General features: G+C 68.0%; 11 protein-coding genes. All 11 read right to left on the reverse strand.

Annotation, left to right across the window (positions count from 1 at the left end):
- Window positions 1–162: 162 nt before the first annotated feature.
- Window positions 163–1,287 carry an MFS transporter gene (locus E8M83_RS14050; RefSeq protein ID WP_137173971.1) on the reverse strand — a complete coding sequence of 375 codons (1,125 nt, stop codon included), beginning with the start codon at window positions 1,285–1,287 and terminating at the stop codon, window positions 163–165.
- Entirely contained in the window at window positions 1,284–1,811 is a 528-nt protein-coding gene (locus E8M83_RS14055) for a TetR/AcrR family transcriptional regulator (protein ID WP_137173972.1), read from the reverse strand. Before E8M83_RS14055 ends, E8M83_RS14050 begins: the two co-directional genes overlap by 4 nt.
- Before the next feature lie 84 nt (window positions 1,812–1,895).
- Window positions 1,896–3,350: an MFS transporter gene (locus tag E8M83_RS14060; RefSeq protein WP_137173973.1), complete on the reverse strand. Its 1,455-nt coding sequence runs from the start codon at window positions 3,348–3,350 to the stop codon at window positions 1,896–1,898.
- Between the two features lie 15 nt (window positions 3,351–3,365).
- Window positions 3,366–4,538 (reverse strand): efflux RND transporter periplasmic adaptor subunit, encoded by a 1,173-nt coding sequence (locus E8M83_RS14065; protein WP_137173974.1) that lies wholly within the window; start codon window positions 4,536–4,538, stop codon window positions 3,366–3,368.
- Window positions 4,539–4,556: 18 nt separating this feature from the next.
- On the reverse strand, window positions 4,557–6,014 hold the full coding sequence (locus tag E8M83_RS14070) for an efflux transporter outer membrane subunit (RefSeq protein WP_137173975.1): 1,458 nt from the start codon (window positions 6,012–6,014) through the stop codon (window positions 4,557–4,559).
- Between the two features lie 81 nt (window positions 6,015–6,095).
- A complete protein-coding gene (locus E8M83_RS14075; RefSeq protein WP_137173976.1) occupies window positions 6,096–7,037 on the reverse strand; it encodes a LysR family transcriptional regulator in 942 nt (313 codons plus the stop codon).
- A 49-nt stretch (window positions 7,038–7,086) separates the two neighbouring features.
- A complete protein-coding gene (locus tag E8M83_RS14080; RefSeq protein WP_137173977.1) occupies window positions 7,087–8,046 on the reverse strand; it encodes a chemotaxis protein in 960 nt (319 codons plus the stop codon).
- A 135-nt stretch (window positions 8,047–8,181) separates the two neighbouring features.
- Window positions 8,182–9,591, reverse strand: coding sequence for a GntP family permease (locus E8M83_RS14085; RefSeq protein WP_137173978.1), 1,410 nt, complete (start codon window positions 9,589–9,591; stop codon window positions 8,182–8,184).
- A gap of 119 nt (window positions 9,592–9,710) precedes the next feature.
- Window positions 9,711–11,486 (reverse strand): alkaline phosphatase, encoded by a 1,776-nt coding sequence (locus E8M83_RS14090; protein WP_137173979.1) that lies wholly within the window; start codon window positions 11,484–11,486, stop codon window positions 9,711–9,713.
- 67 nt (window positions 11,487–11,553) lie between these two features.
- Window positions 11,554–13,914 carry a DNA polymerase II gene (locus E8M83_RS14095; protein ID WP_137173980.1) on the reverse strand — a complete coding sequence of 787 codons (2,361 nt, stop codon included), beginning with the start codon at window positions 13,912–13,914 and terminating at the stop codon, window positions 11,554–11,556.
- A complete protein-coding gene (locus tag E8M83_RS14100) occupies window positions 13,914–14,702 on the reverse strand; it encodes a ferritin-like domain-containing protein (protein ID WP_137173981.1) in 789 nt (262 codons plus the stop codon). Before E8M83_RS14100 ends, E8M83_RS14095 begins: the two co-directional genes overlap by 1 nt.
- Window positions 14,703–14,739 lie beyond the last annotated feature (37 nt).

A 14,739-nucleotide genomic window follows, 5' to 3' on the forward strand; every position in this document is an offset into this window, starting at 1 on the left:
TTTCAAGGAGTGGCTGGCGCGCTTTCATGGCGTGGCGTCATGGCGCCTGCCAAATTATCTGGGCTGGCTGTGGGCGCTCGATGGTGGGCGAGTTACTTCTGTAGAGCAATTGCTGCGCATCGCGATCAGCTACATCCATAGGAAACGGTGACATCGCCTTTTTTATTCCGGCCGCCGGCGGACGACGCCGGCGACCACGGCCAGCGCCGCAAACGCCAGCACGGCCACGTTGGACGGCATGCGCTCCACGATGAAGCCGAACGCCATCGCCCCGAGCGTCTGTCCCACCGCCAGCGCAAGGAAGGCCAGGGTCACCGCGGTTGCCGGCCGTTCGGGTAGCGCCGAGATACCCCATACCAGATAAACCCCGGTCAGCATCAAGTAGGAAGCGCCGAACAGCCCGCCGCCCACATATACCAGGGCCGGCGGTGCACCATCCAGGCCGACCGCGGCGACCGCCAATGCCAGCATCAGGTGGAACACCAGGTGCACGGCGCGGATGCCCACGCGGGCGATCAGCCAGCCGGCGCCAGCGCCGACCACGCCCACGCACCCCATCACGGTCCACAGCATGCCGACCTGGCGGCCATCCCAGTCGAGATTGGCGGCGAGCAGGTCGGCGCCGAAGCTCCAGACCACCGTGCTGGCCGCCCCGCAGAGGCTCGCTGCCGCGATCAGGCGCTTGAGATCCGGGCCCAGGGATGGAAGCAGCGGCCCCTTTGCGGCCTGACTCGCCGTCGCGCCGGACAAGACCTTGAGGGTCGCGCATACCATCAGTATCGTGGCGCCGGCAAAACCGGCGTAGGCCAGCCGCCAGTCGGCGCCCATCAGCGCCGCCACGGATCCCGACAGCGCGACTCCGGCGCTGGTGCCGGCATTGATGAAGGTATTGGTCGTATCCCGGCTGCCTGGGACCAGCATCGACGTCACGGCCGCGGCCAGTGCCGGCGACGCGAAACCGGTGCTCGATCCAGCCAGGATGACGGAGGCTGCCAGCCACGGGCTCGACCCGGCGCTGGCGATGCCGATCATGCCGGCCGCTGCCGCCACGCCCGCCGTGGCGGCGACCGACCGCGGCCCGACGCGCTCGGTGAGCCAGGCGGCGACCGCGATCGCCAGGCAAAAGCCGAGGAAAGAACCGGCCGAGACGATGCCGGCCAGTGAAGACGACAGTTCGAAGTCGGCCGAGATCGCGGGCAGGAACAGGCCGAAGGCAAAGCGCGCAAAGCCGTAGCAGACGGCGATCAGGCCGAAGCCGGTGGCGCCCAGGAGGATGGCTTGATTCATGGATGCCGCGCCGCTGTCACCAGGTCGGCCGCCGCGCCGCAGGCGGCGTCAATGGCAGCCGCGCCCTGCCAGGCGCTGGCCGCCACCGCACCTTCGAACAGCAGGACGATGCGCCCGGCCAGCACTTCGTCACGACGGCCGATGTCCCTTTGGACGATCCGCGCGACGTGTTCGCGCAGCCTGGCCTTGTGCGCCAGCACCGCGGCCACGATGGACGGTTCCCCGGCGCCGGTCTCGCCCAGGATGCGCAGGAACAGGCAGCCGCGCGCTCCTTCCTGGGCGATCCACACAGCCAGCGCATCGAACAGCGCCCTCACGTCGAGTCCATCGACCTGCTCGAAGAAGCGCCGGTCGCGTGCCGCGAGCACCTCGGCCACCAGCGCGGACTTGCTGCCAGCATGCTTGTACAGGGTGCGGCTCGACATATTGGCGGCCCTGGCCAGCATGTCCATATTGGTGGCCATGTAGCCGCGCTGGTAGAACAGGCGCTCGGCAATGGCCAGCAGTTGCGGGTTGGTATCCATGGCCACAGTGTAAAACGATCGTTTTACACCGCGGCGCACGACTGGCGCACGGCTGGCGCAACCCGGTCGAAACCCAGTCGAAACTCAGTCGAAGCGGCGCTGCATTGCCAGCAGCACGGCGCCGGCCAGTCCCACCCACATCACGACCCAGAACAGGTCCTGCCCTGCCAGCAGCCCGGCCTGGCGGGCCATCTCGAGTCCGCCGTCGGGGAGCGCCGTGGCCTTCTCGGCCAGGCGCGACGAATGCAGGGCCGTACGCTCCTGCAGCCCGATATTGGCCAGCCCCACGCCCAGCGCAAGACCGGCCTGCCCCAGCATGTTCTTGAGCTGCTGGGCATTCGAGAACACGACATTATCCGCCTGCAGGTCCTTGAAGGAATGGATCGCCGTGGTCGCCATCCCCAGGGTCAGGAAGGCGCCGAACAGGCCGAACCACAGCTGCACAGCGTCGAAGGCATGGGCGCGCGGGTCGAGCGTGGCGAAGCGCCACGCCAGCAGGGCCAGGAACAGGAAGCCGGTCACGTAGAACTTGGTCGGATGGGGTTTGCGCTTGACCAGCTCGAGCATCGCCATGAAGGCCACGACGGTCGACAGCAGGCCGATGCCCTGCAATTCTCCGGCCTGTTCGAGGCCCACGCCCAGTCCCTTTTGCACCACTTGCGGCAGCAATGTATTGACTATCCCCAGCACCGCATAGCAGACACTGAAGATCAACAGGCCAAGCCGGTAGCGCGAACTTTTCAGGATCCGCAGGTGCAGGAAGGGATCGCTGCGACGTGCATGCAGCACCCCGAAGGCGGCCAGCAGGCCCACGCCCAGCGCCAGATGCCCCATCAGCGGGGCGCGCTCGCCATGCCAGTCATAAGTCAGGTGCTGCAGCGCGTACAGCGTCACCGCGGCGCCCGCGCCCAGCAGCACCGCATCGGGCAGGTGCATGCGCGACGGGCTGCCGTCCAGCGTGACGGCATCCTGCGGCAGCCAGCGCGCGGCGATCAGCGCGCCGAGCGCGGCCAGCAGGGCCAGCGCCAGGAACATGCCGCCCCAGGCTTCGTGGGCCAGCATGCGCGAGGCGAGCCAGGGACCGAGTGCCAGGCCAGCCGACAGCGCGCCGCCGAAGGCCGCGATGCCCTGCAGGCGCTGCGGCGACGGCGGAATCAGGTTGACCATCATGCGCGAGACGGTCATGAACACGCCGCCACCCAGCGCCATCAGCAGGCGCCCGCCGGCGAAGGCCGCGACGCTGCCGCTGGTGGCGCACAGCCAGGCGCCGAACATATAGCACAGCACTGCGCCCAGCAGGTAGTTGCGCCAGCCGAGACGCTGCATCAGCACCGTCAGCTGCGAGATCGACAGCACCGCCACCGCTGCGTACAGCGCCGAGACGGTCGCATATTCCTCGGGCGAAGCGCCGATGTGGCCCATGATCGCGGGGGCCGCGAACACCGTCATACCGGTCGACAGGAACTCGATGAAGTTAAAGACGAAGATCGCGGCCAGCAGCGCCGGACGCGGGATGTCGACGCTAGCGGGAGCGTTCATGGCCTGCCCTTTCCATCAGCGCGACGCGATCGCGCCCGGATGCCCGAGGGCGCGCCGGATCGCCTCGTCGGCGCCGTGCGACTCGGTCTCGAACACCACCGTCTTGTACTGCTGGCGCACGGCGCCGGCTTGCATCAGGCTCAGGCCCTGCCGGTTGCTGGTGTCGATCGCGACCTTCATCGACAGGCCCAGGCGCAGCGGATGGCGCGCCAGCTGCGCCGGGTCGAGGGCGATACGCACCGGCACCCGTTGCACCACCTTGATCCAGTTGCCGGTCGCGTTCTGCGCCGGCACCGCGGCGAAGGCGCTGCCGGTGCCGGCTTCCTGGCCGACCACGCGACCACGGAAGACGACATCCTTGCCATACACATCGGCCGTCACCGCGACCGGCTGGCCGATGCGCACGTCCTTGAGCTGGGTTTCCTTGAGGTTGGCGGTGATCCACATCTGGTCCAGCGGTACGATCGCCATCAGCGGCGTGCCCTGCGCCACGCGCTGCCCGATCTGGACGTTACGGCGGGCGACGATGCCGCCCACCGGCGCCGCCAGCGTGGTGCGCGCCAGGCCCAGCGAGGCGTCGCGCAACTGGGCGATTGCGGCCAGCACGTCGGGATGGCTCTCGACCGTGGTGCCGTCGACCAGGGCCAGCGCCGAGCCGACCTGCTGGCGCGCGGCCGCGAGGGCGGCGCCGGCGGCGGCCACCGCATCCTCGGCGTGGCGGATCTCCTCGCCCGACACCGCGCCGGTGTCGGCCAGCTTGCGCCGGCGTTCCAGGTCGCTGGTGGCCTTGCCCAGGTCGGATTCGCGCTGCAGCACGGTGGCGCGCAACTGCGCCACGCCGGCGAACTGGGCCCGCACCTGGCGCGCCGACTTGGCCAGCGCCGCTTCGGCGCGGTCCTGGGCCAGGCGCGCGTCGACCTCGTTCAGTTGCACCAGCACTTCGCCGGGGCGCACGAAATCGGTGTTGTCGGCCGCGATGCGGGTCACGGTGCCGCCGACCTGCGGCGTCACCTGCACCAGGTTGCCCTCGACATAGGCGTCTTCGGTGTGCTGGCTGTTCCAGCCGATGCCCAGCACCTCGGGCGAGGACCAGGCGATGCCGCCGACGGTGGCCAGCACGGCGGCGGTGAGGCCGATCGCGAGCCTGCGGCGGCCATGGGGAGAGGGATTGGTGTTCGTGGTAGTCATGGCGTAGTGTCGAATGGTTTACAGTGCCGGTGCGCCGGCCTGGTAGCCGCCGCCCAGGGCGCGCACCAGGTTGACGTCCAGTTCGTGGGCGCGGGCGTCCAGCTCGGCCTGGGCGCGGCGCTGGGCCACGACCTGGGTTTCGGCGATCAGGACCTGCAGAAAATTACCCAGGCCGGCGCGGTAGCGCTCCTCGGCAAGGTCATAGGCCTGCTCGGCCGCCGCCAGGGCTTGCGCCTGTTCGCGCACCCGGTCGCCGAGCCAGCGCAGCGAAGTCAGTTGCGCCGTCACGTCGCGCAGCGCCTCGACCACGGCCGCGTTATAGCTTTCGGCCGCGATGTCGAATTCCGCATTGCGCGCAGCGAGGCTGCTGCGCAGCCGCCCGCCGTCGAGAAGCGGCAGGGTGATCAGCGGACCGCCCGCGAAGCTGCGGCTGCCGCCCTGCACCAGGCGATCGAAGCCCAGGCTCCCCAGGCCCGCCGAGAGGCTCAGGTTCACGGTCGGATAGAACTGCGCCCTGGCGACATCGATCTCGCCGCTGGCCGCCTCCACCTGCCAGCGCAGCGCCACCAGCTCGGGGCGCCGGCCCAGCAAGGCGGCCGGGATGTCGGCCGGCGCACCGGGCGGGCGCGCGAGCCGCAGCGTCGGACGGGCGATGCCGGCAGCGCCATCCTGGCCCTGGCCGGCCAGCGCCACGATCTGGCCCCGGGTCAGCGCCAGCGCTTCGTCGAGCGCTGCGATCAGGCCGCGCGCGGCCGGCACGCCGATCTCGGCCTGCTTCAGCTCGGCATTGCTGTCGAGCTGGGCCGAGACGCGCTGCCGCACCAGCTCCAGGATGCGGCTGCGCTGGCGCAGCTCCCGCTCGGCCAGGTCGCGCTGCGCGTACAGGTGGTCCAGCCGCAGGTAGGCCTGCACCACCGCGGTCGAGACCGCCAGGCTGGCGGCCTGGGCTTCGGCCTGGCGCGCATTGACGCGACCGGCAGCGGCTGCGACGGCTGCTGCATTCTTGCCCCAGAAATCGACCTCGTAACCGAGGTTGACGCCGGCATCGTTGACCCACTGCCAGCTGCCGGCCAGCGGCTTGGGCACGCTACCGTTCTCGCTGAAGCGCTGGCGCGCGGAGCGCACCGAGGCATTGGCCTGGGGTGACAGCGCCGATGCGGCCAGGCCTTCGAGCGCCGCCGCCTGGCGTACCCGGGCGAGCGCGCCGGCAACGGTCGGGCTGGCGGCGCGGGCGCCTTCCACCAGCCGGTCGAGCTGCGGGTCGCCGTAGGCGCGCCACCAGTCCTGGCTGGGCCATGGGGCGACCTCTGTTGACAACGAATCAATAGCGCGCGATGAATTCGGGGCCGCATCGGCGTTCAGGCCCGCCCGCTGCGGCTGGGGGCCCATCGAGACGCAACCGGACAGCAGCACGAGCGCCGACAGGAGCGTCAGGCCCGGCAGGCGCCGGTATGGCACGACAGTAGAAAAAAGCATGAAATGCCTCGGCAAGAAGTCGGAATAGCCGAAGCATAGTTGCTCTGAGTTATTTAGGCCATGCGGTCGATGCCATGCACATTATGCAGAATCGGCATGACCGGTGGCGGCGTCGGGGGCGCCGGTCAGCGTCGCGAGCACGAATTCGCGCAGCCAGCGGTTGGCCGGATCGCGATGACTGCGCTCGTGCCAGTAGAGCGACAGCTGCAGCGAAGGCAGTTCGATCGGCGTGGGCGCCAGGGTCAGGCCGAGGTCGCGCGCCAGCGGCCGCGCCAGGCGGCGCGGGATGGTGGCGATGGCGTCGGTGTGCAGCGCGATGTGGGCCGCCGAGGTAAAGCTCGGCACATGGCACAGGATGCGGGTCGGTTCGAGCAGGGTCTCGAGCTTGCGGGTGATGGCGACGTTGTGCTGGCTGGTATGCTCCATCTCGATCAGCACATGGCGATGGGTCAGGTAGGCATCGCGGTCGAGCTTTCCGACGCAGGGGTGCGTCGGCCGCATCAGGCAGGCGTAATCGTCGTCCCACAGCTTGCGCTGGCGGATATTGTTGACCAGGCCAGGATAGCGGCCGATGGCGAGATCGACATGGCCGCGCTCGAGCTGCGCTTCGAGCGAGCTGGGATCGATATGCACGCTGCGCAGCTGCAGGCCGGCCGCGCCGTTGTCCATGCGCGCCAGGCCATCGAGCAGTTGCGGCAGGATGTTCACCACCGCGCCATCGACCATGTACAGGCCGAACGAGCGGGTGGCCGCCAGCGGATCGAACACGGCCGGGCCGCCATCGAGCTGGCGCGCGGCATCGAGCACCGCCGCGACCGGGCCGGCCAGCTCGAGTGCGCGCGCGGTCGCCTGCATGCGCTGGCCCGAGCGCACCAACAGCGGGTCGCCGAAATGGCGCCGCAACCTGGCCAGCGCGCGGCTGACGGTGGGCTGGGTCATGCCGAGCAGCTCGGCGGTACGGGTCAGGCTGCCCTCGCGCAGCAGGCTGTCGAGGATGCGCAGTTGGGAAAGTTCGGGGATCACGGCCGCATCATAACATTGTGTCACGTGCGGCGTGACGCCCCGGGTGCGATCAGCCGCCCAGCACCTTGCGCAGGGTGCGCGACAAGTCTTCGGCCGAGAACTTGGCGACGTAGGCGTCGGCGCGCACGTTCTTGACGTGTTCCTCGTTGGTGGTGCCCGACAGCGACGAGTGGATCACGACCGGCAGGTGGCCGAAGCGGTTGCTCGACTTGATATTGCGGGTGAGCGTGAAGCCGTCCATCTCGGGCATCTCGAGGTCGGTCAGCACCATGGCCACGCGGTCGTACACGGTGCGCCCTTCGGCTTCGGCCGCGGCGGCGATCGCGCCCAGCTGGTCCCAGCACTCCTTGCCGCTCTTCGTCATGATGAACGGCAGGCCCATGGCGTCCAGCCCCTGCTCGATCAGGGCGCGCGCCACCACCGAGTCGTCGGCCGCCAGGATCACGGCGCCCGGCTTGATCGAGATCTTGGCGCCGACCGCCTGCTCCATGTTCTCGCGCTCATGGGTCGGGTTCAGGTTGCGCAGGATGGTTTCCACGTCCAGCACCTGCGCCAGGCGCGCCGGCTGGCCATCGTATTCGGGCAGGCGCGCGATGCTGGTCACCATGCCGCTGCCGGCGCTGTGCTCGGCGGTCATGACCTGGCTCCAGTCCAGGCGCACGATCTCTTCCACGCTTTCGACGGCGAAGGCCTGGGTAGTGCGCGCGAACTCGGTCACCAGCATGATGTTCAGGCCGGTCTTGGGCTTGACGCCGGTGATGCCCGGCAGGTCGAGCACCTGGATGATCTGGCCGCGCAGGTTGACCACGCCCAGCACGTGCTGCGGCGCGCCGGCCACGGCGGTGATCTCGGGCATGGCGACGATCTCGCGGATCTTGAACACATTGATGCCGAACAGCTCGTTATGGTTGCCCTGCTCGTCGCCGCCCAGGCGGAACAGCAGCAGTTCGAATTTATTGGTGCCGGTCAGGTTGCTGCGTTCGTCGACTTCTTGTTGTACCGATTTCATGTTCCATCCTGGATTAATAGTGCTGTACGGAAACCATTGCGGAAGTCATTGTAGTCGTGCCTTTCAATCTTTGGTCAATACAAGGCGCAAGCATTGCTGATTTTGCCGGAAGCAGTGCGAAAAAACCACGAATAGTTACACCAGTCCCGTGGCGTAATACACACCAATGACGAAGAACACGGCCAGGGTCTTGATCAGGGTGACGGCGAAGATGTCGCGGTAAGCCTCGCGGTGGGTGAGCCCCGTCACCGCCAGCAGGGTGATCACGGCGCCGTTGTGCGGCAGCGTGTCCATGCCGCCGCTGGCCATGGCCACCACCCGGTGCATGACTTCCAGCGGAATCCCGGCGGCTTGCGCGCCGCGGATGAAGACGTCGGACATCGCGGCCAGGGCGATGCTCATGCCGCCCGAGGCCGAGCCGGTGATGCCGGCCAGCGAGCTGACCGACACCGCCGCGTTCACCAGCGGATTCGGGATGCTGCGCAGCGCGTCGCTCACCACGATAAAGCCCGGCAGCGCTGCGATCACCCCGCCGAAGCCATATTCGGAGGCCGTGTTCATCGCCGCCAGCAGCGCGCCGCCGACCGCCGCCTTGCTGCCGTCGGCGAAGCGCTTCGCGACCCTTTTGTATGCGGTCGCGATCACGAACACGATCCCCAGCAGCAGCGCCGCCTGCACCGCCCAGATCGCGGTGACGGTCTTGATGGTGGTGGTCACCGGGGTGGCAATGCCGGGCAGGATCTCGGGCGGCACCGTGTGGCTGTCGCCGCCATACCAGACCGGGATCATGCGGGTGAAGACGAAATTGGCCACGCCCACCAGTAGCAGCGGCGCCACGGCCAGCAGCGGATGCGGCAGGCCGCCGGCGCCGGTGTCGACCTGCTCCGGCTCGTTCACCAGCGACGTGCCATAGCCCTCGCCCCGGCTGGCGGCCGCGCGGCGGCGCCATTCGAGGTAAGCAAGACCCACCGCGAGGATGAACAAGGCGCCCACGGTGCCAAGGACAGGTGCGGCCCACGAGGTGGTCTGGAAGAAGGTGGTCGGGATGATGTTCTGGATTTGCGGCGTGCCGGGCAAGGCATCCATCGTGAACGAGAACGCGCCCAGTGCGATTGCCCCCGGCAGCAGGCGCTTGGGGATGTCGCTTTGCCGATAGAGTTCGGCCGCGAACGGATAGACCGCGAACACCACCACGAACAGCGACACGCCGCCATAGGTGAGCAAGGCACACACCGCGACGATGACGGCATTGGCCCGCGCCGCGCCGATGTAGCGGATCGCCGCCGCCACGATCGATTCGGAAAAGCCGGACAGCTCGACCACCTTGCCGAATACCGCGCCGAGCATGAAGACCGGGAAGTACAGCTTGATGAAACCCACCATCTTCTCCATGAAGATGCCGGAAAAGACCGGCGCCACCTGGGCCGGATCGGTAAGCAGGACCGCGCCGAGGGCCGCGACCGGCGCGAACAGGATGACGCTGTAGCCGCGGTAGGCCGCGAACATGAGGAAGGCCAGTGCGGCCAGGACGATCAGGAAGGACACGACGGACTCCATGGTGACGGATTGTCAAGACACCGTCATTATAGAAAGCATACGCGGCCTCGTGCCAGCGTTCGGGGCGATGCCGCGCGCGCCTATGCGGGCGGCATCGCCCCCTGCCCTCACACGTTGTCTTCGACCCGCGGCGTGGTCGACCCGCTGGCCAGCGTGATGCGGGTGCGCTTGGCCGGCGGCGAGGATGGCGCGGCGCCGCTCGCCTCCAAGGGCTTGACCTTGGTGAATACGACGCTGAACGCGGCCGGCGTCACGGTCGCCACCGCAAAGCCCTGCGCATCGTGGTCGGCATAGGCGAAGGCAGGATTGTTCATGCGCAGCACCTGGTCGAAGCCCTGCGGCGTGGCGACCAGCGGCGCCAGCGGCGTGCTGCCGGCGCCGGCGCGCAGGTACTGGTAGAACGAGGAGCTGCTGATGCCGGCACTGACAAAGTCCACCGCCACCGGACGGCCGCCGGCCGGGTCGTTGCTGTCGTAGATCACGCCGCACTGGAAGGCGTGCAGGTCGCCCGTGATCGCCACCACGTTCTTCACGTCGTGGCTGGCCAGGTGGCCCAGCATCTCGGCGCGGTACGAAGGGAATCCGTCCCAACCGTCGGCATTGACGATGTACAGGTTGTTGTACGGCGCCGGCGCCAGGGTGCGCATGTCGAGCCACATACGATTGAGGGTGACTTCGTTGCCCCATACCTTCCAGGTCGCGCTCGACCCTTTCATGGTGTCCTTCCACCACTGGGTCTGGGTGGCGCCCAGGAGGCCCGGGTTGCGGCCCAGGGCGGCTTTCGCGCCGGCCTCGAACTGGGCCAGCAGCGGCTGCGGCACGAAGTAGCGCGAGCCGATCGAGTCGTCGCCGTTCACCGGATCGCCCTGCAGCAGCTGGGCGTAGGCCGCCTCATTGACCACATGGTCGTCGCGGTACAGGCGCTGGTCGGTCATCACCAGGTGCATCAGGGTGCCGAAGCGGAAGTCGCGGTAGATGCGGATATTGTCGTAGCCGGCCTTGTTCAGGTCGAACGACACGTCACCCCAGTCGACCGGCATGTACTCGGCCCAGGCTTGCGTCGCGTTGCGCCGGCGCGAAGTCTGCTGCTGGTTGGCGTTGTCATAGGTCTGGTGGTCTTGCCAGCAGTCGTCCGAGAATTCGTGGTCGTCCCAGATCACGATCATCGGGCACTTGGCGTGCAGCGCCTGCAGGCGCGCATCGCCGCGGTAGGTGCGGTACAGGGTGCGGTAGTCGGCCAGCGAATTGGCATAGCGCCCGCCGCCGGGCATGGTGACGCCGTCCGGCAGGTTGATGCGGCCATGTGCCGGCTCGGCGCGGCCGGTCTGGAAATCGGCGCCGACGGTCTCGTAGACGTAGTCGCCCAGGTGGACGATGAAGTCCAGTTCTTCATTGGCCAGCATGCCCATCGCGGCCCAGTGGTTGATGCTCCAGTCCTGGCAGGTCATCCAGGCAAAGCGCATCTGGGCCGGCGTGCTGTTGGCCGCGGGCGCGGTCCTGGCCTGGCCGACCGGGCTCAGGTCGGCGCCGGCGCGGAAGCGGTAGTAGTAGCGGGTGCCGGGCGCCAGCTTGGTCAGCTTGGCGCGCACCGTGTGGTCATGGGCCGGCAGCGCCTTGAGTTCAACCACGCCCGTGACCTGGGTAAAGGCGGCGTCGGTCGCGACTTCGAGCCGCAGCTCGACCTCTTCGCTGCCGCCCTTCGGCGCGCAGCGGGTCCAGAACACGATGCTGGCCTCCTTCGGGTCGCCGCTGGCCACGCCCAGCGGGAAGCCGAAGCTGCCCACCGGCGGCGTGTCATCCGAGCCGCCGCAAGCGGCGAGCAGGCCGCCGGCGCTGGCGACGGTAAAGTAAGCGCTACTGCGTAAAAAGCCGCGACGATCCACTTGTTGCCTCCTGTTGAAAACGTGTCGGCAGTCTAGCGAGCCGATGTTTCCAACACGTGACAGGACACTAGAATAACGTTTGCTGGGGGCTGGTGAGATTGGCGAAGCTGTCGCCCAGGAAGGGCAGGATGGCGTCGGCGATCGGCTCGAGCTGGCGCGTCAGGTAGTGTTCGTAGTCGATGGCCGAGTAGCGCGCTTCCATCGGCTCGGGGCCGTTCAACGTCATCACATAGCGGATCCAGCCGCCCTTGCGATAGAGCGCGGGGCGGCCCTGGCGCAGGTGGTGTTCGTCCGCCATGCGCGCCGCGCGCACGTGCGGCGGCACGTTGCGCTGATAGTCGTCGAGGGGCCGGCGCAGCCGCTTGCGATAGATGAGGTCTTCGTCGCATTCGCCGCGCAGCATGCGCCCGACCAGCTCGCGCACATAGTCCTCGTAGGGCTGGCCCTTGAAGATGCGTTCGTAGAGACCCTGCTGGAAGGCTTGCGCCAGCGGGGTCCAGTCGGTGCGCACCGTTTCCAGGCCCTTGTAGACCATCTCTTCGCCGCCGTCACCGGTCGCGGCCAGGCCCGCGTAGCGCTTCTTGCTGCCCTCGTCCGAGCCGCGCACGGTCGGCATCAGGAAGCGGCGGAAATGCACATCGTATTCGAGCTCGAGCGCGCTCGCGATGCCCAGCGTCGCGTGCAGGTGTTCGCGCCACCAGCCGTTGACGTGATCGACCAGCGCCTGGCCGATGCGCCGCGCATCGCTCTCGGCGTGCTCGCGCCCCAGCCAGACGAAGGTCGAATCGGTGTCGCCATAGATAACCTGGTAGCCCTGCTCTTCGATCAGTTCGCGCGTGCGGTGCATGATGTCGTGGCCGCGCATCGTGATCGACGAGGCCAGGCGCGGATCGAAGAAGCGGCAGCCCGTGGTGCCGAGCACGCCGTAGAAGGCGTTCATGATGATCTTGAGCGCCTGCGACAACGGCGCATTGCTCTCCTTCTTCGCCGCTTCGCGGCCGGCCCAGACCTGGGTCACGATGCCCGGAAGGCAGTGCTTCGTCCGTGAAAAGCGTCCGCCGCGATAGCCCGGCACGGTGGCTTCCTCCGGCTCGCGCAAGCCCTCGACCAGGCCGAGCGGATCGATCAGGAAGGTGCGGATGATCGAGGGATACAAGCTTTTATAGTCCAGCACCAGCACCGAATCGTACAGCCCGGATCGCGAATCCATCACGAAGCCGCCGGGACTATCGGCGCCTTCGACGTCGCCGATGTTCGGCGCCACCCGCCCCTGCCGGTGCAGCAGCGGCATGTACAGATGCTCGAAAGCCGCGACCGAGCCGCCGCTGCGGTCGGCCGCCAGCCCGGTCACGCTGGCACGCTCCAGCAAGAAGGCCATCAGCCTGGTCTTGTCGAAGATGCGGGTAACCAGCTCACAATCCTTGAGGTTGTAATAGGCCAGCGCCGGCTTGTCCTCGGCGAACATGCGGTCGATCTCGGCCATGCGGTCGTGCGGATTGTCGATCGCCTTGCCTTCGCCCAGCAAGACCCGCGACACATTCTCGAGGCTGAACGAGGAAAAGCTCCAGGTCGCGGAATGCAGCGCGTCGATGCCGTCGATCACCAGGCGGCCGGCGATGCAGATGAAGTAGTGTTCCTGCTTGCCGCCATGCTCGCGCCACTCGATCGCGCTGCCATCGCGACCCAGCATCAAGGGGCGATTGAAGCGCTCGGCGTGTTTTTGCAGCACGCGCATATCGAACTGGATCAGGTTCCAGCCAATGATGGCGTCGGGGTCGTGGCGGATGAACCAGTCTTCGAGCCGGTCGAGCAGCTCGCGCCGGGTGTCGCAGTATTCGAGGTCGTAGTCGCGCGGGCCGTCCTCCCCGTTCGGCGGCCCGAGCATGTACACCTGGCGCTGGCCGCAGCCTTCGAGCGCGATCGAACGCAAGTCGCCCTGGAAGGTGGTCTCGATATCGAGCGACACGGTGCGTATCGTGGGCCGGTAGCCTGGCGCCGGCTTGAGCACCGCATCGACGAGCAGCAGCGGATCGCCGTCGACCGGCGTGCCGCCGAACGTCACGGGCGCGGTGATGAAGCGCTCCATCAGGTAGCGCTCGGGCGGGCGCACGTCGCCCTCGAACACGTCAAGCCCGTGCTGGCGCAGGTTCTTCTCGATGCGCATCTGCTGGCGGTATTTGCGGCAGTACAGGCCGGCGACCGGCCGATGCCGAAAGTCGAGCAAGTCGAGCGGGCGCAGCTCCCATCCGCGTTCGTCGTGCAGGAGCTGCTCGACGGTGGCGCGCTGTTCTTCCGGGATGAAGGCAACCGGCTTCTGGACCGGCAGCCGCAGGCGGCGCGGCCCGGCATCGGTGGCGAGCCAGAACTCGACCTCGCAGCCGGCGGCGGTGTCGCGCCAGTGGCGCGTCAGGAGAAAGCCTGTTTCCATCAGCGGTAGCGCTGCAGCTCGGCCTCGGTGAAACCGGCCTGGCGCCGGCCTTCGATATTGAACGGGCCCTTGAGGACCGGCGCCTTGTAGCGCACGGTCAGCGCATCGTAGGTGGCGAGCGGCTCCAGGCCGCGCTGCTCGCACAGGCTGAAGTACCAGCGGTTGCCGATCTCGACGTGCCCGACTTCGTCCACCAGCAGGCGGTCGAGGATCAGGGCCGCGGCGATGTCGCCGGCCTGGGCGATCTTCTTGCGCAGCGGCGGAATCGCATCCAGCCCGCGCGCCTCCAGCGTGCGCGGCACCAGCGCCATGCGCGCCAGCACATCGTCGCTGGTCTTGGCCACCATCTCCCACAGGCTGTCGTGCCCGGGGAAGTCGCCGTAGGCATAGCCGAGCGTTTGCAGGTGCGTGCCCAGCATCGTGAAGTGCAGCGCTTCTTCGTCGGCCACGCGCAGCCAGTCGAGGTAGTAGCGCTCGGGCATGCCCTCGAAGCGCCACAGCGCGTCGAGCGCCAGGTTGATCGCGTTGAATTCGATATGGGCCAGGGCGTGGACCAGCATGGCGCGGCCTTCGGGCGTGGCCATCGAACGGCGGCCGACCTGCAGCGGCGGCACCAGCTCGGGACGGAGCGGACGGCCAGGAATGCCGGGCGGCGCCTCCATCGCCGCATCGGGGTCGATGCGCACGTTCCCGGATCTGACCGCGGCGGCCAATGCGGCGACTGACTGGGCCTTGGTGGCGGGATCGGTTTCGAGCAGCGCGTGCAGCGCGGCGGCGCGGAGTTCCATCGTGTGATCTGTTCTAGCGAAAAGAAGGCATTTTACT

Origin of the sequence: Massilia sp. HP4 (assembly GCF_005222695.1) — a bacterium.
In the GTDB taxonomy this organism is placed as follows: Bacteria; Pseudomonadota; Gammaproteobacteria; order Burkholderiales; family Burkholderiaceae_D; genus Telluria.